Annotated in this window: 21 protein-coding genes and 1 pseudogene; 7 read left to right on the top strand and 15 right to left on the bottom strand. The window is 71.7% G+C overall.

All coding sequences use genetic code 11. The features are described 5' to 3' along the window. Nucleotides 1-65: 65 nt before the first annotated feature. The 3 genes from FL583_RS13610 to FL583_RS42440 form a co-directional block, all read right to left on the bottom strand. The gene (locus tag FL583_RS13610; protein ID WP_142704980.1) at nucleotides 66-491 is read right to left on the bottom strand and encodes a hypothetical protein; all 426 of its coding nucleotides are present in this window, start codon (nucleotides 489-491) and stop codon (nucleotides 66-68) included. Nucleotides 492-593: 102 nt separating this feature from the next. Further along, nucleotides 594-1,367, bottom strand: coding sequence for an alpha/beta hydrolase family protein (locus FL583_RS13605; protein ID WP_142705110.1), 774 nt, complete (start codon nucleotides 1,365-1,367; stop codon nucleotides 594-596). Beyond that, a complete protein-coding gene (locus tag FL583_RS42440) occupies nucleotides 1,367-1,795 on the bottom strand; it encodes a MarR family winged helix-turn-helix transcriptional regulator (protein ID WP_142704979.1) in 429 nt (142 codons plus the stop codon). Before FL583_RS42440 ends, FL583_RS13605 begins: the two co-directional genes overlap by 1 nt. Nucleotides 1,796-1,869: 74 nt before the next feature. Here FL583_RS42440 and FL583_RS13595 point away from each other — a divergent pair, with 74 nt between their 5' ends. From FL583_RS13595 to FL583_RS13575, 5 genes and pseudogenes are all read left to right on the top strand, one after another. Beyond that, the gene (locus tag FL583_RS13595) at nucleotides 1,870-3,039 is read left to right on the top strand and encodes a PucR family transcriptional regulator (protein WP_240746674.1); all 1,170 of its coding nucleotides are present in this window, start codon (nucleotides 1,870-1,872) and stop codon (nucleotides 3,037-3,039) included. A gap of 110 nt (nucleotides 3,040-3,149) precedes the next feature. Continuing rightward, nucleotides 3,150-4,055, top strand: a pseudogene (locus FL583_RS13590) (ACP S-malonyltransferase); the annotation flags it as partial. A gap of 11 nt (nucleotides 4,056-4,066) precedes the next feature. Next, a complete protein-coding gene (locus FL583_RS13585) occupies nucleotides 4,067-5,020 on the top strand; it encodes a beta-ketoacyl-ACP synthase III (protein ID WP_142704977.1) in 954 nt (317 codons plus the stop codon). Between the two features lie 35 nt (nucleotides 5,021-5,055). Further along, nucleotides 5,056-5,301: an acyl carrier protein gene (locus FL583_RS13580; RefSeq protein WP_142704976.1), complete on the top strand. Its 246-nt coding sequence runs from the start codon at nucleotides 5,056-5,058 to the stop codon at nucleotides 5,299-5,301. Nucleotides 5,302-5,305: 4 nt separating this feature from the next. After that, entirely contained in the window at nucleotides 5,306-6,583 is a 1,278-nt protein-coding gene (locus FL583_RS13575) for a beta-ketoacyl-[acyl-carrier-protein] synthase family protein (protein ID WP_142704975.1), read from the top strand. Nucleotides 6,584-6,648: 65 nt separating this feature from the next. Here the strand turns inward: FL583_RS13575 and FL583_RS13570 are convergent, their stop codons facing one another. From FL583_RS13570 to FL583_RS13555, 5 genes are all read right to left on the bottom strand, one after another. After that, nucleotides 6,649-8,343: a glycoside hydrolase family 3 protein gene (locus FL583_RS13570; RefSeq protein ID WP_142705108.1), complete on the bottom strand. Its 1,695-nt coding sequence runs from the start codon at nucleotides 8,341-8,343 to the stop codon at nucleotides 6,649-6,651. An 88-nt stretch (nucleotides 8,344-8,431) separates the two neighbouring features. Continuing rightward, nucleotides 8,432-8,923 (bottom strand): DUF3145 domain-containing protein, encoded by a 492-nt coding sequence (locus FL583_RS13565; RefSeq protein WP_142704974.1) that lies wholly within the window; start codon nucleotides 8,921-8,923, stop codon nucleotides 8,432-8,434. 112 nt (nucleotides 8,924-9,035) lie between these two features. After that, nucleotides 9,036-9,356: a hypothetical protein gene (locus tag FL583_RS13560; RefSeq protein WP_142704973.1), complete on the bottom strand. Its 321-nt coding sequence runs from the start codon at nucleotides 9,354-9,356 to the stop codon at nucleotides 9,036-9,038. Nucleotides 9,357-9,381: 25 nt separating this feature from the next. After that, nucleotides 9,382-9,507, bottom strand: coding sequence for a hypothetical protein (locus FL583_RS42435; protein ID WP_276611605.1), 126 nt, complete (start codon nucleotides 9,505-9,507; stop codon nucleotides 9,382-9,384). Nucleotides 9,508-9,691: 184 nt separating this feature from the next. Beyond that, nucleotides 9,692-10,363, bottom strand: coding sequence for a hypothetical protein (locus FL583_RS13555; protein ID WP_142704972.1), 672 nt, complete (start codon nucleotides 10,361-10,363; stop codon nucleotides 9,692-9,694). A 251-nt stretch (nucleotides 10,364-10,614) separates the two neighbouring features. Here FL583_RS13555 and FL583_RS13550 point away from each other — a divergent pair, with 251 nt between their 5' ends. Further along, on the top strand, nucleotides 10,615-10,866 hold the full coding sequence (locus FL583_RS13550; protein WP_142704971.1) for a hypothetical protein: 252 nt from the start codon (nucleotides 10,615-10,617) through the stop codon (nucleotides 10,864-10,866). Between the two features lie 78 nt (nucleotides 10,867-10,944). Here the strand turns inward: FL583_RS13550 and FL583_RS13545 are convergent, their stop codons facing one another. Both FL583_RS13545 and FL583_RS13540 read right to left on the bottom strand, forming a co-directional pair. Beyond that, nucleotides 10,945-11,793 (bottom strand): metallophosphoesterase family protein, encoded by an 849-nt coding sequence (locus FL583_RS13545; protein WP_142704970.1) that lies wholly within the window; start codon nucleotides 11,791-11,793, stop codon nucleotides 10,945-10,947. Between the two features lie 10 nt (nucleotides 11,794-11,803). Further along, nucleotides 11,804-12,352 carry a TetR/AcrR family transcriptional regulator gene (locus tag FL583_RS13540; protein WP_142704969.1) on the bottom strand — a complete coding sequence of 183 codons (549 nt, stop codon included), beginning with the start codon at nucleotides 12,350-12,352 and terminating at the stop codon, nucleotides 11,804-11,806. Nucleotides 12,353-12,455: 103 nt separating this feature from the next. Here FL583_RS13540 and FL583_RS13535 point away from each other — a divergent pair, with 103 nt between their 5' ends. After that, nucleotides 12,456-13,871 carry an MFS transporter gene (locus FL583_RS13535; protein ID WP_142704968.1) on the top strand — a complete coding sequence of 472 codons (1,416 nt, stop codon included), beginning with the start codon at nucleotides 12,456-12,458 and terminating at the stop codon, nucleotides 13,869-13,871. Here the strand turns inward: FL583_RS13535 and FL583_RS13530 are convergent. From FL583_RS13530 to rhaS, 5 genes are read right to left on the bottom strand one after another with little or no spacing between them, the layout of a single operon-like run. Next, a complete protein-coding gene (locus tag FL583_RS13530) occupies nucleotides 13,852-15,285 on the bottom strand; it encodes a rhamnulokinase (protein WP_142704967.1) in 1,434 nt (477 codons plus the stop codon). The genes FL583_RS13535 and FL583_RS13530 overlap by 20 nt on opposite strands. Further along, on the bottom strand, nucleotides 15,282-17,318 hold the full coding sequence (locus FL583_RS13525) for a bifunctional aldolase/short-chain dehydrogenase (RefSeq protein WP_142704966.1): 2,037 nt from the start codon (nucleotides 17,316-17,318) through the stop codon (nucleotides 15,282-15,284). The genes FL583_RS13530 and FL583_RS13525 overlap by 4 nt, the downstream gene beginning before the upstream one ends. Beyond that, entirely contained in the window at nucleotides 17,315-18,472 is a 1,158-nt protein-coding gene (gene rhaI, locus FL583_RS13520; protein ID WP_142704965.1) for an L-rhamnose isomerase, read from the bottom strand. The genes FL583_RS13525 and rhaI overlap by 4 nt, the downstream gene beginning before the upstream one ends. Before the next feature lie 11 nt (nucleotides 18,473-18,483). Next, on the bottom strand, nucleotides 18,484-18,804 hold the full coding sequence (locus tag FL583_RS13515; RefSeq protein ID WP_142704964.1) for an L-rhamnose mutarotase: 321 nt from the start codon (nucleotides 18,802-18,804) through the stop codon (nucleotides 18,484-18,486). A 48-nt stretch (nucleotides 18,805-18,852) separates the two neighbouring features. Next, entirely contained in the window at nucleotides 18,853-19,923 is a 1,071-nt protein-coding gene (gene rhaS, locus FL583_RS13510) for a rhamnose ABC transporter substrate-binding protein (protein ID WP_142705107.1), read from the bottom strand. Nucleotides 19,924-19,933: the final 10 nt, after the last annotated feature.

Below are 19,933 nucleotides of genomic sequence, written 5' to 3'. Positions count from 1 at the left end.
GCGCTGCCCGGCCTCTTCGCTCCCCGGCCGGTCGCGAACGACCGACCCTCAGCCCGGGGAGGTGATCATCCGCTCACGCGGCCACCCGGAGCGACGCCCACGAGCGCGTAGTCGCTCTGGACCGCGATCGCGGCCGACGCGCCGGCCGGGACCCGCACCGGGCGGCTGACGAGGGTTCGCCCGGTGGCCGGTCGGCGGCCTCGCAGCCAGCGCGCCGAACGCTCCGGGACGAGGAGCGCGACCGCGGCCGGGGCCAGCAGGAACGGTGCGGCGGCCAGCGGGCCGACCGCGTCCGCGGCGGCCAGCGCCAGCCCCGGGCTGACCACCGCCAGCAGCGCCGCCGCGTAGAGCGCCCAGCGGCGTCCCTCGCGCAGGCCGAGCGCGATCGAGCAGGCCGCCCAGGCGATCGCCAGCTGCCAGACCAGCTGGACGGGCACCGACGCGATCGCCACCTCGGCCATCACCGCGGCGCCGAGCAACAGCGTCAACACCGACGCCACCGTTACCAGAGAGGGACAAATCGCCCGATGCTTCGCCATGTGCACAGAGTAGAACTCTGGTGACGTAATTACACGTATGTGACACACCGGGAATTACCGGGTGAGGGCCCTCAGCGCAGCCACGACGTGGGGCCAGTCGGACGAGCTCGGTGTGATCACGCCGAAGTGCTCGGAGCCGGCGAGGACCTGCAGCGACGCCCGGCCGTCGGCGGCGTAGGAGCGGGCGACGTCCAGGGGCACGGTGTCGTCGGCGTCGCCGTGCAGGATCGTCACCGGGACGCCCGGCGGCGGTAGCGCGGCCGGATCCGCGATCGCGTAGCGGTCGGGAACGGCCGCCGGGGTCCCGCCGAGGAACTCCTCGGTCGCGCCGTTGCTGAGCCCGAGCGTCGAGGCCATCGCCAGGTCCGCGACCGGCGCGAGCGCCAGCACACCCGCCAGGCCTCGCGCGGCCCGGGCGGAGCCCGGCGGGCCTCCCGCGGCCCCGGCGGAGCCCGGTGCGGGGAGCGCGCCGGGGGCGCCCGGCGGGAGGGACGGGCGGGCGGCGGCCCAGAGTGCCAGGTGGCCTCCGGCCGAGTGGCCGGCGACCAGCACCGGCAGCCCGGGCGCGACCGCGTCCGGGAGCACGTCGATCAGCGTGGCCACGTCGAGCAACGTGCCCGGGTAGCCGCCGCCCGGCCGCCCGACCCGGCGGTACTCGGCGAGCAGCACCGCGAACCCGGCCTCGGCCAGCGCGACCGCCAGCGGCCGCGCGTGCTCCCGGTCGTAGGCCGCCCGCCAGTACCCGCCGTGCAGGAACACCACCAGGGCCGACGGATCGTCGGCCGGGTAGAAGTCGGCCACCTGATCGGGGTCGTCGCCGTAACGCATCACGCCGTGATTGTCTCCAGCAGCGCGTCCAGGGCAGGCAGCGCGGCCCGCAACGCGTCCCGGTCGGCGTCCGGGAGGCGGGCGAGGCGTTCGTCCATCACCCGGCCGGACTCCCGGCGGACGGCCGCGACCTCGGCCGCTCCCCGCTCGGTCAGCGTCACGGTGACGGCCCGGCCGTCGGTCGGGTCCGACCCGCGCTCGACCCAGCCGGCCTTGGCCATCCGGTCGACCAGCGCGGTCATCGACGGCTGGGCCATCCGCTCGGCCGCGGCCAGCGCGCTGATCCGCTGCGGACCGTCGGCCAGCAGCCGGGCGAGCGTCCGCGCCTGGGCGACGCTCGGCCCGGTCCGGACGTCCGTCGACACCAGCCGGTACAGGCGGGCGATCCGGACGTACAGCTCCTCACCGAGCGGCTTCTCCGTGGTCACGCCCCTACCCTACTGAATAGTTGTTCTATGTAACCGATTTCGCCGCCGAGCCCGGGACATGGCACGCTTCGCCCGTGACCACCACGCCGCTCGCCGCCACGCTCCGGCGGATCGAGCGCGCGTCCGGCGCACTGGCCACCCGCAGCGTGGCCCGGATGGACGACACGCTCCCCTGGTTCCGTTCGCTCCCGGCCGATCAGCGCTCCTGGGTGACGCTCGTCGTCCAGGCCGGCATCGGCTCGCTCGTCCAGTGGATGCGCAGCCCGGCCAGCCGTCCGAAGGTGACCGGCGACGTGTTCGGCGCGGCCCCGCGCGAGATGGCCCGCTCGGTGACCCTCCAGCAGGCCCTGGCGATGGTGAAGATCACCGTCGAGGTGGCCGAGGAGCAGGCCGGAGAGCTCGCCGCGCCGGGCGAGGAGTCCGAGCTGCGTGAGGCGATCCTCCGCTACTCCCGCGAGGTCGCGTTCGCGACCGCCGAGGTCTACGCCCGGGCGGCCGAGACCCGCGGCGCGTGGGACCTGCGCCTCCAAGCCCTGCTGGTGGACGCCCTGCTGCGCGGCGATCCGGCCGACGCGCTGGCCAGCCGCGCCGCCGCCCTGGGCTGGACGGATCTGTCGCCGGTCTCGGTGGTGATCGGGACGGCGCCTTCCTCGGCCACGGTCATGGACTCCGACCAGATCGTCGACAGCCTGGTGCACACCGGACGCCGGGCCGGGCTCGACGTGCTGGCCGGCGTCCAGGGCCAGCGGCTGGTGGCCGTCCTCGGCGGCGCCGACGACCCGGTGCGTGCGACCCAGACGCTGCTGGCCGAGTTCGGGCCGGGCCCGATCGTCGTCGGGCACGCGGTGCCCGCGCTGTCCGGGGCGCCGGAATCGGCCCGGGCCGCCGAGGCCGGCTGGCGCGCGGTCGCGGCCTGGCCGGCCGCTCCCCGGCCGGTGGCCGCGGCCGACCTGCTGCCCGAGCGGGTGCTGGCCGGCGACACCGAGGCCCGCCGCCGGTTGGTGTCCGACGTCTACAAGCCGCTGGACGCGGCCGGGCCGACGCTCGTCGAGACGCTGTCGGTGTACCTGGACAGCGGCGGGGCCCTCGAAGCGACCGCACGGATCTTGTTCGTTCACCCCAATACCGTGCGTTACCGCCTGCGACGCATCGGGGAGATCACCACGCTCGTCCCGACCAACCCCCGGGACGCGTTCAGCCTGCGGCTGGCGCTCGCGATCGGGCGAATGCACGGCCAATCGTGAGACGGGTCACCGGGTACCCCCATGGATTGGAGGTTTCCTCTAAAAAGCTGCGTAGGAGTTAGTCGCTCGCCATACCGCGAAAGCACGCCCAGAATTGCGAGGCTCAATACGTGCTCGCCCTACTCGCCCCCGGACAGGGCTCGCAGAAGCCAGGTTTCCTCTCTCCGTGGCTGCACGGCTGGGACGGTGCCGACCGTGCGTCCGCACTGCTCGGCCAGTACTCGGAAGTGACCGGTCTCGACCTCGTCGAGCTGGGGACCGAGGCCGACGCCGACGAGATCCGGGACACCGCCAAGACCCAACCGCTGCTGGTCGCCGCCGGCCTGACCGTCGCCTCGTTCCTGCCCGTCGAGCGGGCCGGCGTCGTCGCCGGGCACAGCATCGGTGAGCTGACCGCCGCGGCGCTGGCCGGTGCCCTCACGGCCGACGGAGCGGTCGGCCTCGCGGCCGTCCGCGGCCGCGAGATGGCCGCCGCCTGCGCGATCGAGCCGACCGGCATGAGCGCGGTCCTCGGCGGGGTCGAGGACGAGGTCCTCGACCGCCTGGACGCGCTCGGCCTGACCCCGGCCAACCGCAACGGCGCGGGCCAGATCGTCGCCGCCGGACCGCTGGACGCGCTGGCCAAGCTGGCCGAGGAGCCGCCGGCCCGGGCCCGGGTCATCGCGCTGCAGGTCGCGGGCGCGTTCCACACCCCGTACATGGCGCCGGCCGTCCAGGGCCTGGCCGCCGCGTCGGAGGGTCTCGCGGTCAGCGACCCGGCCCGGACGCTGCTCTCCAACTTCGACGGGAGCCCGGTGGCCGACGGCCCCCAGGCGCTCACCCGGATCGTCCAGCAGGTCACCGCGTCGGTCCGCTGGGACCTCTGCCAGGCGACCCTGCTCGAACTCGGCGTCACCGCCGCGATCGAACTCGCGCCCGCCGGGACGCTGGCCGGGCTGGCCAAGCGCGCGATGAAGGGCGTCCAGGTCGTCACCGTCAACACCCCCGACGACCTGCCGGCCGCCGTTGAGCTGATCGGAGCAGATGCATGAGTTTCACCGACGGGCCCGGCGCCCGGATCGTCGGTCTGGGGCACTACCAGCCCACCCGCGTGGTGACCAACGACGACCTGGCCACCGAGTGGGGCGTCGACACCAACGACGAGTGGATCCAGGACCGCGTCGGCATCAAGGCCCGGCGGTTCGCCGCCCCGGACGAGACCGTCGTCGACATGTCGGCCGCGGCGGCGGGCAAGGCGCTGGCCAACGCCGGCATCGAGGCCTCCGAGGTCGACCAGATCGTCGTCGCGACGATCACCCCGCCGACGATCCTGCCCAACGTGGCCAGCCAGGTGTCGACCCGGCTCGGCATCCACGCGCCCGGCGCGTACGACCTGAACACCGCCTGCTCGGGCTTCAGCTACGCGCTGGCCACCGCGCAGCAGGCGATCCTGGCCGGTGCGTCGAAGACCGCGCTGGTGATCGGGGCCGAGAAGCTCACGAACATCATGGACTTCCAGGACCGCACCACGTGCATCCTGTTCGCCGACGGCGCCGGAGCGGCGGTCGTCACCGCGTCCGAGCAGAACGGCATCGGGCCGGTGCTGTGGGGCAGCGAGGGCCGCACCGACGTACTGCACGTCGACGACGACGGCTACATCCGGCAGGAGGGCCAGGCGGTCTTCCGCTGGGCCACCACGAAGCTCGCGCCGTTCGCCCTGCAGGCGTGCGAGCGTGCCGGGGTCTCCCCGGAAGAACTGGTCGCGTTCATCCCGCATCAGGCGAACGTCCGCATCATCGATCACATCGCGAAGCGCCTCGGCGCCAAGAACGCGGTGATCGCGCGGGACATCGTCGAGTCCGGCAACACGTCCTCGGCCTCGATCCCGCTGGCCCTGTCGAAGCTCGTCGAGGAGGGCGGGCTGCCCTCGGGCGGCCCCGCGCTGCTGTTCGGCTTCGGCGGCGGTCTCACCTACGCCGGCCAGGTCATTACTCTGCCCTGAGCACGGTCCCCACCACCGAGAGGAATGCACTCACTGTGAGCAGCAACGACGAGATCCGCGCCGGCCTGGCCGAGATCCTCGAGGAGATCGCCGACGTGTCCAAGGACGACGTCGCCGACGACAAGTCGTTCACCGACGACCTGGACGTGGACTCGCTGTCCATGGTCGAGGTCGTCGTGGCCGCCGAGGAGAAGTTCGGCGTGAAGATTCCGGACGACGACGTCCAGGGGCTGAAGACCGTGGGCGACGCGGTGAACTACATCTCCCAGGCGCAGGCCTGAGCTCATGACCGAGCGCCCCTCCGCTGAGGTCTCCGCTACACCGGCGTTGGGGGGCCCCGGCGCTGGTGACAACGAGGTGCTCGTCACCGGGCTGGGTGCCACCACCCCGCTCGGTGGCGATGTCACCTCCACCTGGGAAGCGATGCTCGCCGGCCGGTCCGGTGTGCGCCAGCTCTCCGAGGAATGGGCGGCCGAGATGCCGGTGCGGATCGCCGCCCGGTTGGCCGTCGAACCCACCGAGGTCATCGAGCGGGTCAAGGCCCGCCGGATGGACCGCGTCCAGCAGGTGGCCGTCGTCGCCGCCCGGGAGGCCTGGGCCGACGCGGGCTCGCCCGACGTGGAGCCCGAGCGGCTCGCCGTCGTGGTCGGCTCCGGCATCGGCGGCGCGCTGACGCTGCTCGGCCAGTGGGACGTCCTGCGGGAGAAGGGACCCCGCCGGGTCTCCCCGCTGACCGTCCCGATGCTGATGCCGAACGGTCCGGCCGCGGTCGTGGGGCTGGAGGTCGGCGCCAAGGCGGCCGTGCGCGCCCCGGTCTCGGCCTGCGCGACCGGGGCCGAGGCCCTGGCCATCGGCCTGGAGCTGATCCGCTCGGGCAAGGCCGACGTCGTGCTGGCCGGTGGCGCGGAGGCGTGCATCCACCCGCTGCCGATGGCCGGTTTCGCGGCGATGCGGGCGATGTCGACCCGCAACGACGAGCCCGAGCGGGCGTCGCGTCCGTTCGACAAGGGCCGGGACGGGTTCGTCCTGGGTGAGGGCGGCGGCATGGTCGTCCTCGAGCGGGCGTCGCACGCGCGGGCCCGGGGTCGTACCGGCTACGCGGTGCTGGCCGGGGCCGGCATCACCGCCGACGGCTACGACATCGTCCAGCCCGACCCGTCGGGCACCGGCCAGGCGCGGGCCGTGGCCGAGGCGCTGGCCGACGGTGGGCTCACCGGGGCCGACATCCAGCACGTCAACGGCCACTCGACGTCGACCCCCGCGGGTGACATGGGTGAGCTGCTGGCGCTGCGGACCGCGATCGGCGACCACCCGGTCGTCACCGCCACCAAGTCGATGACCGGGCACCTACTCGGTGCGGCCGGTGCGGTGGAGGCGATCGCGACCGTGCTGTCGATCCGCGACGGGATCGTCCCGCCGACGATCAACCTCGAGGACCCGGACGACGCGGTCTGCCTCGACATCGCGGCCAACACCGCCCGCAAGATGAACATCACCGCGGCGATCAACGACAGCTTCGGCTTCGGCGGTCACAACGTCGCACTGGCGTTCACCGCGCTCTGACGCACGCTACGACGACGAATCGGGCCTACGGCGGGTTGCCGTAGGCCCGATTCGTCGTCGGTCTCCTACTCGCAGGCCGAGCGGGGCAGGCCCGTCACCGGGACGGGTGAGCGGCCTTCGGGACGGGCGCGGCCGGTGAGCACGGCGGCGAGGGCGCTCATCGACGCGTCGACGTTGCCGTAGGTGGCGAGCAGGGTCGGGGACTTCGCCGACGCGAGGATGTACGGGACGTCGGTCGCGACCGTCACCGTCGCGAGCCGTAGATCGGCGGCCGTGTCGAGGTACCCGGCGAGGTGGATCGAGTCGCCACCGGTGCCGATCCGCACACCTTGGCGCTGCAGCGCGCTCTTCAGCGCCACCCGCGCCTCGGACGCCCCGCCGGTGATCGTCACCGGGCCGGCGATCAGCGGGCCGTCGCACTTGCCGCGGAACAGCGTCACGGCCTTGGCCGCCACCGCGTCGACCGCGGCCCGGTTCGTCGCCGAGGCCAGCGTCGACATCGGCTGCGCGGCGGGCCTCGACCTCAGCTTGACCGTGAGAACGCGGGTCACGGCCTCGACCGCCCGCTCCCGGGACAGCCGGCCGGACTTCAGCGCGGCCAGCAGCCCCTGCTGGGCCGCCCCGACGTCCGGGGGCTGGAGCAGCAGGTCGTTGCCGGCCAGGATCGCCCGCACCGCCACCTCGGCCGGCCCGTACTTGTCGGTCAGCGCCTTCATGTCGAGCCCGTCGGTGACGACCATGCCGGTGAACCCGAGCTCGCCGCGCAGCAGGTCGGTGAGGATCTTGTGGCTCAGTGAGGCCGGGAACTCGGGGTCGAGCGCCGGCACCGAGAGGTGGCCGGACATGACGATCTCGCTCCCGGCCTCGATCCCGGCCTTGAACGGCGCCAGGTCCTCCTGCTCGAGCGTCGCCTTGGTTTGGGTGAGCACCGGCAGCGCCTCGTGGCTGTCGACGTCGGTGTGCCCGTGGCCGGGGAAGTGCTTCATCGCGGTGGCCACGCCGACGCTCTCGTAACCCCGCACGGTCGCCGCCACCTGCTTGCCCACCGCGGCCGGGTCGGACCCGTACGACCGGGAGCCGATCACCGTGTTGCCGGGGCCGCCGATCACGTCGGCGTCCGGGGCGAAGTCCACGTCGATGCCGAGCGTCCGGAGCTCGGAGCCGGACACCGCCGCCGCCTTCTCGGTCAGCGAGACGTCGTCGGCCGCGCCGAACGCCATCGCGGCCGGCAGCCGGGTGACGCCCTCGCGGATCCGGGTGACGGTCCCGTGCTCCTGGTCGACGCCCACCATCAGCGGGACGCCGGCCGGAAGGCCCTGAGCGGTCTTCTGCAGCCCGGACGTGAACGCCCGCACCTGATCGGGTGACCCGACGTTCGAGGCCGGGTTGGTGGGCGCGGTGGGGTCGTCGTTGGAGCGACGGATCAGGATCACGCCGCCGAGCCGGTACTTCTTCACGATCTCCGACGGCGTGCCGACGCCGTCGCGGGCCACGTTCAGCTGCCGGGTCGCGTCGGAGACCTGGTCGGCCGCGTCGCCGTACACGAACGGCATCAGCATCTGGCCGACCAGGTCGACGTCGGCCAGCTTGCCCGCGATGGCCTTGGCCCGGGCGGCGACGTCGTCACCGGCCGGCGGCGCCGGGGCTACCGACGAGGGCTTCGGCGGGGCTGCCTCCCGGGGCGCGTCCGAGGAGTCCGGACGCAGCACCCAGAAGCCACCGACGACGAGGCCGACGACCACGACGCCGGCGATCGCCAGGAGCAGCGGACGACGCGGGCCGCGGCCGCCGGGACGGTCGGACCGGGACGGTAAGAGCTGTGCGGTGCGAGGCACCGCCCCACCGTACTCAGCCTGTCCGGTGCAGCCAGGTGACCGGGGCCCCGTCGCCGGCGTGACGGTACGGCTCGAGTTCGAGGTCCCATTCGGCGGCCAGGAGCTTCTCCAGGCCGTGGGCGATCGCGTCCGGGCCGACCGCGGTGGCCAGCAGGCTGCGCAGCCGGTCCTCGGACACCAGGATGTCGCCGTTGGCGCTCATCGTGCTGCGGTGCACCCCCCGGCCCGGGACGTGCATGATCCGCTCCCCGTCGACGCCCGGGCTGGGTTCCTCGGTGATCTCGAACCGAGTCATCGGCCAGGCACGCAGAGCAGTGGCGATCTCGCCTGCCGTCCCCGGCGAACCGGTCCACTGGGACTCGGTTCGCAGGGTCGTGGGATCGGCAGGTTGCGCCGTCCACTTCAAGTTCACGGGCACGCCAAGGACCCGTGCGACAGCCCACTCCACATGCGGGCACACCGCAGGCGGGCAGGAGTGGACGTACAAAACGCCACGTGCTGGCACCGGAGACCTCCCGTAGGAACGAGGTACGCCTTCCCCAACGCCCTGTATCCCTCGGTAGGTCGACACTCATGATGCCCTCGGGGCGGGTGTCGTGCCAAGCCGTTCTGCCCGGTCAAGTGCCTTGATCGTCGCGCATCAGAGCCGGTTCTGTACCGGTTTCGGCGTTATCGGCGTGTCGCCCGGCGTCAAGATGGCGCACCGCGTCGCCTACCCGACTCTCTAAACGTTCCAATCGGTGAGATAGGTCTCGGACCGCGGCGAGCAACTCCGCCTGCTGGTCGACCGCGTCGTCGACGGCGTCCTCGACCGCGTCCGAGACCGCGTGGGTGACCGCGGCCGAGGCCGCGGAGAACTGGCCGATGAACCAGGCCGCGATGCTCGCGGTGACGATCCCCAGGATCGCGATGCCGGCCAGCATGAGGACGCCGGCCATCCACCGCCCCTGGGCGGTCACCGGGTTACGCACCGGTGCGTACCTCGAGGCTCTGCCGGGACAGCCGCCCGACGACGCTGACCAACCCCAGCAGACGCATGAGCGCCGCCACCAGCCGGAGGCTGCGCAGCGGCGGAACCAGCACGATCACGAGGTCCGGCAGGTTCGAACGGACGAACTGCCAGCGGTCACCAGCATGACGTCGTCGGTTCGATCGACGAACCGCTCGTAGGCCCCGTTCCTCCGAGCGGCCGACAGACGCCCGTCCCCAGATCCCCACCAGCGCATTCATCAATCTTTCCGTGGATCCGGGGACGCGGCGCGTCGGACGACCGTCAGGCCGGACGGCGGCGCGAGAACACCGCCTGCCTGCCCTGCGGCTCGTCGACCTCACCCGGGAGAGCGGCCACGTAGGGCGCGGTCTCGGTTGCCGGGTCAGGGGTGGCCGGGGCCTCGGGGGCCGGTTCCGGCTTCTGCGCAGCTTTGGCCTCCTTCGCGGCTTTCATCTCGGCCGCGAACTTGGCCAGCTCCGACTCGGACGCCTTGACCTTGACCTTGGAGGCCTTCTCCAGGTTCTCGTAGAACATCCCGAGGTGGTGCGCTATCGCCCCGACCACGGCCGGTACCAGCGGGAGGACCCACTCGTACCAGAAGTTGGGCGTCGCGGTCCGGGCGATCACGATCGCCGCCAGCGCCGCACCGGACCCCTTGGCCAGGGCCCGGACGAACGCCAACGCGATCAACACCGCACCGGCCAGCCCCCGGGGATCGGTCACGGCGAGCGCCTTCGCGTCCCGCCGGCCGAGGTAGGTCCCCGAGAGCGCCGCGGTCACCGTGAAACCGACCGCCGCCGCCCACATCGTGCTTCCGGTGGCCACCCGGATGGCCGCCGCTGCGACCAGGCCACTCCCCAGGGCGATAGCGGCCTGCATCCAGTCGTCCTTCTGACCTGGATACCAGTAGTACGTCTCCTCGCCTTTGCCGCGCTCTTTGACGTAACGACCCATCCGCCTGTCTCCGATCCCGTCGCCACGGACCAGTGAGAACCCCTCGTCGCTGAGGGTGCCCTTTCAATTCTGAAGAGTGATCGACAGAAAATCACGAGTTGCTGCCAACTGATATGACCGAGCGCCGAACGAACATGAGTGAATGGACCTGCCCTGTTCGTCCCAAACAACGCAATCATCACTGGTGTCACCGGTGACGCGCGGGCCCCACCCGCGCGGCGTTTCGAACTCGCGTTCGATACTGTGCCGATATGCAGCACGAACGCGATCCCGAGCCGCCGCGTGAATTCTGGGTGCGGGTCGCTATCGACGGAAACGCCCGGGTCATTCGGGTCGTTGCCCGGTCGCCGCAGGACGCGCTGCGCCGGTTTCCGCAGGATCTGCACCGGGGTGGGCGGTTGCAGTACTCCACTGCGGACGGGGATCTGGTGGTGGAGTGGGGGAACGTGGCGATGCTGGAAGTCGGCCCGATCGTTCGGGTGACCCGGATCGTCGACCCCTGAAACAACCGCCGCGTCTCACGCCCCCGACGCGCCCCGCCCGGACGATTCATTCGCCGCGGGCCGGCGGGCTGGAATGGCTCACTCATGTGCTGGGAGACGGGTTCTGGCCGGGAGGACCAGCCTCGGTAGACCGTGCGGGCGGCTCCGCGGCTGCCACTCCCGCGGATACCCCAGCGACACCTCCTCGAACGGCACCCCGTCGATGACGTCCCGAAGTGGAATGTGCAGGTGACCGTAGACCGCGACGGCGGCGCGGTAGCGCAGGTGCCAATCGGCCGTGAGCGTCGTGCCGCACCACTGCGCGAACTCCGGGTACCGCAGACGCTTGGTCGGCTGCGGATGCAGCGGCCAGTGCGAGACGAGCACGGTCCGCCGGTCGGCGGGCAGCTCGGCGTCGAGCCGGGCAGCCGTGGACGCCACCCTGGCCCGGCACCAGTCACCGCGCGTCTCGTACGGGTCGGGGTGCAGCACGGCCTCGTCGGTGGCGACGACTCCCGACTCGTAGGCCTGGGCCAGCGCCTGCTCCTGGGTCAGCCCGTCGGCCCGGAACGAGTAGTCGTACAGCGTGAACAGCGGGGCGATCGTGACCGGCTCGTCGCCGCCGTCCCAGGTCGGGTACGGATCCTCGGGCGTGGTGACGCCGAGCGCACGGCAGGCCTCGACCAGCGTCCGGTACTTCGTGTCGCCGCGGGGCGAGCCCGGGTCCTTCGCCGAGGTCCAGAGCTCGTGGTTGCCCGGCACCCAGATCACCCGGGCGAACGACAGCGTCAGCACCTTGAGCGTCCAGACGATGTGCTCGAGCCGCTCGGCGACATCCCCGGCCACGATCAGCCAGTCGTCGTCCGCCACCGGCCGCAGAGCCCGGACGACGTCCCGGTTCTCCTTGTACCCGACGTGCAGGTCGCTGACCGCGAGCAGGTTCCCCATCCCACCCAGACTAACCAGGCCGGGTCTGCAGGCCGGCCAGAGCGGCGTCCAGGATCGGGCGGCGGTACTCCGGCGTGCCGGAGATCTTCGCGATCGCCATCACGAGGTCGAGGATCTGGTCGAGCTCGAGGTCGCCGTCGATCTGGTGAGCCTCCTGGGCGGCCGAGAGCAGCGGCTGCCCGGCCGTGAGCATCCGGCCCCGGGTCTTGAAGACCGGGTCGGTCGGGTCCGTGTGCTCGAGCAGCCCCATCACCACCGGCCGCTTGTCGGTGACGTACCGGAAGAACCGGCGCAGCCAGTTCATCAGCCGCTCCCCCGGGTCGTTCCCCTCCACCGTCGCGGCCGCCGCGCACACCTCGTCGACCTCGTCGGCCAGCAGCGCCTCCAGCAGTTCGTGCCGACCGGGAAAGTTCCGGTACAGCGTCGCCATGCCGACCCCGGCCTGCCGGGCCACCTCGGCCATCGACGTCTCGGCACCGGTCGCGGCGAACGCGGTGCGGGCCGCGTCGAGGATCCGCTGCCGGTTGCGGGCCGCGTCGGCCCGCGGACGGTCAGCCACGCCTGCCCTCCCCGTTGCGTAAGTGGATAGGCTGTCCGTATGGTCATGCGGACAGCCTCTCCGTTTCCACCGGAGACTCTATCCGCCTGTCCGAGGAACCGCCATGACCACCACAACACTGCCCGTCCACCGCCGGCTGGTGCTCGCGATCTGCTGCCTGAGCGTCGGCGTGACCGGCATCAACCTGACGATCGTCAACGTCGCCCTCCCCTCGATCAGCCGGGACCTGCACGCCTCGGTCACCAGCCTGCAGTGGACGGTCTCCGCCTACTCGCTGGTGATGGCCTGCCTGCTCCTGCTCTCCGGCTCGATGGCCGACCGCTACGGACGCAAGCGGATCTTCCAGCTCGGGCTGGCGCTGTTCTCGCTCGGGTCGCTGCTGTGCGGGCTGGCCCCCGGCGTCGGGTGGCTGATCGCGTTCAGCGGCCTGCAGGGGGTGGGCGGCTCGATGCTCAACCCGGTCGCGATGTCGATCGTGGCCAGCGTGTTCACCGACCGCCAGGAACGGGCCCGGGCGATCGGCGTGTGGGGATCGGTCATCGGCATCACGATCGCGGTCGGGCCGGTGCTGGGCGGGCTGCTGGTCAGCGGCATCGACTGGCGCTCGGTGTACTGGGTCGGCGTCCCGATCGGGATCGTCGCGTTGCTGCTCACCCGGCGGTTCGTCCCCGAGTCCCGGGCGGCCCGGGCGCGCGCGTTCGACCCGCCCGGCCAGGCGCTGATCGTCGTCCTGTTCGCGTCGATCGTCGGGGCGACGATCGAGGGTCCCCGCCGGGGCTGGGCCGACCCCTGGATCGTCGGGCTGATCGTTCTCGCGGTCCTCGCCCTGGCTGGGCTGCTCGTCGTCGAGCCGCGGCGGGCCGAGCCGATGATCGACCTCCGGTTCTTCCGCAGCCCGCCGTTCTCGGGCGCGAACACGATCTCGGTGGTGATGTCGGCCTGCCTGGGCGGGTTCCTGTTCCTCAACACGCTCTACCTGCAGGACATCCGCGGCTCGAGCCCGCTGCGGGCCGGGCTGATGATCGTGCCGCTGGCCGCCGGCCAGGCCGTCGCGGCCACGCTCTCCGGACGGCTCGTCGCGTCCCGGGGTGCCCGTCTCCCGCTCACGTTGGGCGGCGCGCTGCTCGCGGCCGGCGCATTCCTGCTCGTGCCGCTGACCGCGCACATCCCGAGCGCCTACCTGGTGGCGACCTACGCCCTGTTCGGACTCGGCGTCGGCCTGATCAGCCCACCGGTCACCAACACCGCCGTCTCCGGGCTGCCGCCCGACCAGGTCGGGGTCGCCGGGGCGCTGGCCGCCAGCGCCCGCCAGTTCGGCGCCTCGATCGGCGTCGCGGTCACCGGCTCGATCGTGGCCGGCACCGGTAACGGCTTCCTCGAATCGAGCCACGCCGCCTGGGCTGTGCTCGGCGGGTGCGGGCTGGCCGTGCTCGCGCTCGGCGCCGTCTCCACCAGCCGCTGGGCCCAGGCCGCGGCCGCCCGCAACGGTCAGCGCCTGGCTATCGGTAGCGGCGAGTGAGCCCCTCCCAGTCCACTCCCGAACGGGGCTCGTAGCGCACGGTGCGCTGGGTCGCGGCGAGCAGCTCACGAGCGTCCGCCAAAGAATGGAGGAGGCCGGCTGCACGGGCCTGCACCAGCACGTTGCCGAGCGCGGTCGCCTCGACCGGACCGGCGACGACCGGTAGGCCGGTCGCGTCGGCGGTCAACTGGCAGAGCAGCGCGTTGCGCGCGCCGCCGCCCACCAGATGCACGACGTCCGCGTCGTGCCCGGCCAGCGCGACGGCCTGCCGGAGAGTGCGCCGGAACGCCAGCGCCAGGCTGTCGAGGATGCACCGCACGACCTCGCCCGGCGCCGACGGCACCGGCTGCGCGGTCTCCTCGGCGTAGGCGACGATCCGCGACGGCATGTCACCCGGCGGGAGGAACCGGGCGTCGTCGACGTCGATCACGGTCCGGCCGGCCGGAACGCCCGCCGCGTCGGCGAGCAGCGTGGGGAGGTCGGCCCGCGACCCGGACCGCTCCCACCAGCGCACCGACTCCTGCAGCAGCCACAGCCCCATCACGTTCCGCAGGTACCGGACCGTGCCGTCGATCCCGGCCTCGTTCGTGAAGTTGGCCCGCCGGCTCGCCTCGGTGAGCACCGGCCGGTCGAGCTCCAGGCCGGCCAGACCCCAGGTCCCGCAGGAGATGTAGGCGAAGCGCGCGTCGACGGCCGGCACGCCGATCACCGCCGACGCGGTGTCGTGCGACGCCACCGCGATCACCGGCGCGTCGTAGCCGACCTCGTCGGCGACGTCCGCGCGCAGGTTCCCCAGCCGGTCCCCCGGCTGCCGCAGCTGCGGCAGCAGCTCCGGGCGGAGGCCGAGCTCCGTCGCCAGCTCCCGGTCCCAGACTCTTTTGTGGACGTCGAGCAGCTGGGTCGTCGAGGCATTGGTGACCTCCGCCCCGATGGACCCCGTCAGCCAGAAGCCGACGAGGTCCGGGATCAGCAGCAGGTGCTGAGCGACCCGGTAGGCGGCCGTGTCCCGGGCGGCGACCAGCTGGTAGAGCGTGTTGAACGGCAACTCCTGCAGCCCCGACCGTCGATACAGCCGGTCGGGCGCGATCCGCTCGGCCACGGCCGCGGCGACGCCCTCGGTGCGCCGGTCGCGGTAGTGCACCGGGGCGCCGAGCAGCGCACCGGAGTCGTCGAGCAGCCCGTAGTCGACGGCCCACGAGTCGACGCCGATGCTCGTGACCGGCCCGGCCTGGCGCAGACCGGCCAGCGCCTCGCGGTAGAGCGCCGGCACGTCCCAGTGCAGGGTCCCGGCCAGGCGCACCGGCTCGTTGGCGAACCGGTGCACCTCGTGCAGGTCCAGCGCGTCCGGCCCCACCCGGCCGACCACGACGCGCCCGGAGGACGCGCCGAGGTCGACGGCCGCAAAAGCCGTCATCGCAAGAACGCGGCCGCGACGCCGGCGTCGACGGGGACGTGCAGCCCGGTCGTGTGGGTCAGCTCGCCGCCGACCAGCGCGAACGCGGCGTTGGCGACGTGCTCGGGCAGCACCTCGAGCTTGAGCAGGGTCCGCTGGGCGTAGAACTTGCCGAGGTCCTCCTCGGGCACCCCGTACACGGCCGCCCGGGAGGCGCCCCAACCGCCGGCGAAGATGCCGGAGCCGCGGACGACCCCGTCGGGGTTGATGCCGTTGACCCGGATGCCGTGCTCGCCGAGCTCGGCCGCGAGCAGCCGGACCTGGTGGGCCTGGTCGGCCTTGGCCGCGCTGTAGGCGACGTTGTTGGGCCCGGCGAACACGCTGTTCTTGGACGAGATGTAGATGATGTCGCCGCCCATGCGCTGAGCGGTCATCGTCCTGGCGGCCTGCTGTGCGACCAGGAACGAGCCCTTGGCCAGCACGTCGTGGAGCAGGTCCCAGTCGGCCTCGGTGGTGTCGGCCAGCGGCTTGGAGATCGACAGCCCGGCGTTGTTCACGACCAGGTCGACGCCGGCGAACGCGAGCGCGGCCGCGTCGAAGGCGGCCTTCACCCCGGCGGCGTCGGTGACGTCGGCGGCGACGCCGATCGCGGTGTCTCTGGTGCCTATTTCCTCGGCCGCGGTTCGGGCCTTCTCGGCGTCGAGGTCGGCGATCACCACGCAGGCGCCCTCGGCCGCGAACCGGGCCGCGATCGCCTTACCGATGCCCGAGGCCGCGCCGGTGACCAGCGCGATCCGTCCGACCAGGGCCTTGGGCTCCGGCAGCCGCTTCAGCTTGGCCTCTTCCAGGGCCCAGTACTCGATCCGGAACTTCTCCGACTCGGGGATCGGGGCGTAGGTCGAGATCGCCTCGGCACCGCGCATCACGTTGATCGCGTTGACGTAGAACTCGCCGGCGACGCGAGCCGTCTGCTTGTTCGCGCCGAAGCTGAACATGCCGACGCCGGGTACCAGCACGATCGCCGGGTCGGCCCCACGCATGGCCGGGCTCGTGTCGTCCGCATAGCGGTTGTAGTAGGCCGCGTAGTCCTCGCGGTAGGCCGCGTGCAGCGCGGTCAACCGCTCGGTGATCTCCTCCACCGAGGCGCTCGACGGCAGGTCGACGACCAGCGGACGGACCTTCGTGCGGAGGAAGTGGTCCGGGCACGAGGTGCCGAGCGCCGACAGCGGGGCGAGCTTCTCCCGGGACAGGAAGTCGAGCACGACCTCGCTGTCGGTGTAGTGCCCGACCTGCGGTTTGTCGGTCGAGGCCAGGCCCCGGACGACCGGGGCGAGCGCGGCGGCCTTGGCGTGGCGCTCGGCCTCCGGGAGCGGCTCGAAACCGGCGACGTTGTCCCCGAACGGCTCGGACGCCCCCTGCGCGGCGATGTAGGCGGCGGCGGTCTCGATGATCCAGCGTGAGTTGGCCTCGGCCTCCTCGCTGGTGTCGCCCCAGGCCGTGATGCCGTGACCACCCAGGACGGTGCCGATCACGCCCGGGTTCCCGGCCTTGATCGCGGCGATGTCCAGGCCCAGCTGGAAACCGGGCCGGCGCCACGGCACCCAGGCGACCCGGCCGCCGAAGATCTCCGCGGTCAGCTTCTCGCCGTCCGCCGCGGTGGCGATCGCGATGCCGCTGTCCGGGTGCAGGTGATCGACGTGGGCGGCGTCCACCAGACCGTGCATGGCGGTGTCGATCGACGGCGCGGCACCACCGCGGCCGTGGAGGCAGTAGTCGAACGCGGCGACCATCTCGTCTTCGCGGTCGATACCCGGGTAGACGTGGGTGAGTTCCCGCAGCCGATCCAGGCGCAGGACGGCGAGGCCGGACTCCTTCAACGTGCCGAGGTCCCCGCCGGAGCCCTTGACCCAGAGCAGGTCGACCGGACCGCCGGTGACCGGATCGGTATCGGTCCCCTTCGCCGACGTGTTGCCGCCGGCGTAGTTCGTGTTGCGCGGATCGGCGCCCAGGCGGTTGCTGCGGGCGATCAGTGCGGCAACGGTCTCGTTGGTCATGCTCCCCATCCCGCTTGCGTTCCTCCGACTCGGTCCTTGACGATCTGCTCGGCGTAGCCGGAGCGCTGGTAGGCGGCCATCGGGTCCGGGTCGAGGCCCTTGTCGGCCCGCAGGTCGGCCAGGAGGGGCCGGACATCGGTGTTGTAGGCGTCCATGAAGACCGCGTTGGCGCCGAGAACGTCGCCGGCCTTCTGGGCCGCGGCGAGGGCGTCCCGGTCGACGAGCAGGGCCTTGGCGGTGGCCTCCTGGACGTTCATCACCGAGCGGATCTGCCCCGGGATCTTGGGCTCGATGTTGTGGCACTGGTCGAGCATGAACGCGATCTCGGTGTCGGCTTCGAGACCGCCGCCGCGCAGCACCTCGAACAGGATGCGGAACAGCTGGAACGGGTCGGCCGCCCCGACCATCAGGTCGTCGTCGGCGTAGAAGCGGGAGTTGAAGTCGAACGCGCCGAGCTTCCCGGCCCGCAGGAGCACCGCGACGATCATCTCGATGTTGGTCCCCGGGGCGTGGTGGCCGGTGTCCACGCAGACCACGGCCCGCTCGCCGAGCGCGAGCGTGTGGGCGTAGGCGGTGCCCCAGTCGGGGACGTCGGTGGCGTAGAAGGCCGGCTCGAAGAGCTTGTATTCGAGCAGCATGCGCTGGTGGTCGCCGAGCCGTTCGTAGACGGTCTTCAACGCTTCGGCCAGACGGTCCTGACGCTCACGGATGTCGTCCTGGCCCGGGTAGTTGATGCCGTCGGAGAACCAGAGCTTGAGGTCGCGCGACCCGGTCTGGTCCATGATGTCGACGCATTCCAGCAGGTGCTCGGTGGCCTTGCGCCGGATCTGCTGGTCCGGATTGGTGACGCTGCCCAGCATGTAGTCGTTGTCCTGGAACACGTTCGAGTTGATCGTGCCCAGCGCGACGCCCTGGTCCTTGGCGTAGCGGGCCAGGTCGGCGTAGTCGTCGGTCTTGTCCCAGGGGATGTGCAGGGCGACCGTCGGCGCGACCCCGGTGTACTTGTGCACCTGGGCGGCGTCGGCGACCTTCTCGTACGGGTCGCGCGGGACGCCGGCCTGCGGGAAGACCTTGAACCGGGTCCCCGAGTTCGCGAACGCCCACGAGGGCAGCTCGATGTGCTGGGAGTTGAGTACGTCGGTAACTCGGGACATAGCGGTATCTTTCAGTCGAGGTGGAACACTTCCGGGACGACGAGGAAGCCTTCGTCGGGGCGGCGGCCGTCGAGGCCCACGAAGAACGGGCCCATCTCGGCCTGCCAGCGGGCGTTGACGTCCTCGGTGGCCATTCCGGCGAGGCCGGCTTCGTAGTCCTCGGTCTCGAGGTAGCCGATCAGGAGGCCGTCGTCCTTGAGGAACAGCGAGTAGTTCGTCCAGCCGTGCTTCGTGAGGGCGGCGAGCATGTCGGGCCACACCGCTGCGTGCCGTTCCCGGTACTCGTCGAGCCGGGTCGGGTCGACCTGGCCCAGGAGGCAGACGCGTCGCATGGTTGCTCCTGGTGCGCCGGGGCCCGTTGCCGGGCCCCGGCGTTTCACTCAGAAATTGAACTGGTCGATGTTCGTGCTTTCGAAGACCTGGGGCGGGCCGAGGAGGATCGCGCCGTCCTTGCCGATCGTGTACTCGCCGAGTTCGCCGGCCTTGAACTTCTCGCCTTCCTTGCCGGTGATCTGCCCGGACGACAGCGCGGCCGCGGTGTACGCGCACAGGTAACCGAGCTTCGCCGGGTCCCAGAGCTCGAACTGCTTGACCGTGCCGTCCTTCACGTACTGACGCATCTGGTTCGGCGTCCCGAGGCCGGTGAGCTGCACCTTCCCCTTGTACGGGGACGACGAGAGGTACCGGGCCGCGGCCGCGATGCCGACGGTCGTCGGCGAGATGATGCCCTTCAGGTCCGGGTAGGCCTGGAGCAGACCCTGCGTCTCCTGGAACGACTTCTGGTCGTCGTCGTTGCCGTAGGCGACCTTCACCAGCTGCATCCCCGGGTACTTCTTGAGTTCGTCCTTCATGAACTCGATCCAGGTGTTCTGGTTCGTCGCGTTCGGGGTCGCGGACAGGATCGCGATCTTGCCCTTCTCCCCGATCTGCTTGGCCAGCAGCTGGACCTCACTGCGGCCCAGGTCCTCCGGGTTCGCCTGGTTCACGAACGCGTCCCGCCCGGCGACGGCGGCGTCCGAGTCGTAGGTGACGACCTTGACGCCCCGCTGGCGGGCCTGCGTCAGGGCCGGGACGATCGCGTTCGCGTCGTTGGCCGAGATGCAGATGCCGTTCTGGCCCTGCTGCGTCAGCGTGTTGATGTAGGTGACCTGCGACGACGCGGAGGCGTCGGACGGGCCGACCTCCTTGTAGGTGCCCTTGAACTCGGTCACCGCCTTCTCGCCGCCCTTGTCGGCCACCGTGAAGTACGGGTTGTTGACCTGCTTGGGCAGGAACGCGATCTTCAGCCCCTCTTTGAGGGCCGCGTCCGGGTTGGCCGACGCCGACGACGCCGGACCGGCGCTCGCGTTGTCGGTCGAGTCCTTGGTGGTGCCACCGCAGGCGGCCGCGGCGAGCGTCACGGCGACGACCGCGGCGGAGAACGCGACGGCTCTCCGAGCACGGAGCAACATCATTGTTGAG

It is taken from the genome of Cryptosporangium phraense, from assembly GCF_006912135.1.
Taxonomy (GTDB): Bacteria; Actinomycetota; Actinomycetes; order Mycobacteriales; family Cryptosporangiaceae; genus Cryptosporangium; species Cryptosporangium phraense.
The sequence above is the reverse complement of the archived record's forward strand: the minus strand, read 5'-3'. Positions and strand labels throughout refer to the sequence as shown.